The sequence below is a fragment of the Oceanisphaera litoralis genome (assembly GCF_016907015.1).
GTDB lineage: Bacteria > Pseudomonadota > Gammaproteobacteria > Enterobacterales > Aeromonadaceae > Oceanimonas > Oceanimonas litoralis.
Genome location: NZ_JAFBBE010000051.1, coordinates 1 through 1,537, shown reverse-complemented (window position 1 = coordinate 1,537; position 1,537 = coordinate 1). Strand labels below are relative to the sequence as shown.

Annotated in this window: 1 protein-coding gene; it reads left to right on the top strand. The window is 57.9% G+C overall.

Annotated elements, in window-relative coordinates:
- Positions 1-104: 104 nt before the first annotated feature.
- A complete protein-coding gene (tnpC, locus tag HNR62_RS16010; protein WP_204797080.1) occupies positions 105-1,529 on the top strand; it encodes an IS66 family transposase in 1,425 nt (474 codons plus the stop codon).
- The last annotated feature ends 8 nt before the right edge of the window (positions 1,530-1,537 follow it).

The following is a 1,537-nucleotide window of genomic DNA, read 5'->3' as shown; positions in this document are numbered from 1 at the left end:
GTATCAGTTCACCGGGAGTAGCTTGACAGTAAATAATGGGACGATCGTCTCTTGATCCACTTTGGGTGCTTGCACGTTCCTGTTTGTTAGCCATGCTTATCGCCATGACCAAGAAACACACGATACCATCGGTACCGCCGCAGACGCTTGAGCAGGCCCATGAGCTGATCTACAAGCTGTTGGAGCGGATTGCCGAACTGGAAGATCGCCTCAATCAGAACAGCGGCAACTCTTCAAAGCCCCCTTCCAGCAATGGACCGGGAGGGACACCGCCGGCTCGCCCACGTCAACGTTCCGGTAAGCAGCGTGGTGCTCAGCCTGGCCATAAGGGGCATCGTCGAGAGCGCCATCCGCTGGATGAACGGGTGACGCTCGCGCCTCATTATCCGTCAGAAACCTGTATCTGCTGTGGTGGCGATATGCTGGCTCATGCCAAGCCACACCGGGTACATCAGGTATTTGACTTGCCCGACGTCAGTTACTTCATGACGGAGCATCAGCTGTTTCGTGCTACGTGCACGCGCTGTATCCACACGGATGAAGCCAGCCTGCCAGAGACAGTCAGCCATACCCAGATGGGCACCAACCTGCTCAGTTACATTGCCCTGCAAAGCGGCCAGTATCATCAAAGCATCAGTCAGATACAGAGTCAGCTTAACCAGCACTTCGGACTGCGTTTTAGCCGGGGCGCCATCAGCGAGGCCCAGGGCCGGGTCAGCGCCATGCTGACACCCACACACCAGGCCATTAAACACCAAGTGCAAACAGCTCCGAATATCCATGCCGATGAAACCCGGCACCAGCGCGGCGGTGAGCGGCGCTGGATGTGGCTGGCCCTGAGCAAGGTGGCGGTCTGCTTCATGACCGCCTTCGGTCGAGGTCAGGATGCCGCCCGGCGTTTGCTAGGTGACGTGCCGGAAACCTCGGTACTGGTAACCGACCAGTATGCTGGCTATCGCTTCATGGATAATGGCCAACGTCAGTTATGTTGGGCTCATGTGGCCCGTAATGTGGCTGCGATTGCCGACAGCAGCGAGCGGACTAACCATCCCATTGGTGCGCGTTTGGTCTTGCTGGCAGATACGGTGTTCCGCACCCGCCATCGTTGGGAAAACGGCGAGCTGGAGCATGAGCAATACCTGCGACGATTAAGGCGATGTCGGCAGAGTTGGCGGGTACAACTGGAACGCGGCATGATGCTGTGCTCCTCGCGCTACCGAGGGCGATGTCGGTTTTTACTGCAAGATGACGACATGCTGTGGACCTTCATGGCAGACGACCAGGTGGCCTTGACCAACAACGAGGCCGAGCGTGCGCTGCGCGGATATGTACTGTGGCGCAAAGGAAGCTATGGCGTCTGGTCCCAGCGGGGCGAGCTGTTCCGCCAGCGTATCCTCTCGCTGGTGGAAACCGCCAAGCGTCTGGGGCGCTGTCCTCAGGAATGGTTACGTGCCGTGATCCGCGCCTGCATCGAGAAAACGGATTACCCCATTCCTGAAGAATTGTGTGCGTCAAGCCACTCTGGGTGAACTGTTAC

What these genes read in the sequence shown, in the direction of transcription:
- tnpC (WP_204797080.1), top strand. Translation starts at nt 105, where the DNA reads ATGACCAAGAAACACACGATACCATCGGTACCGCCGCAGACGCTTGAG.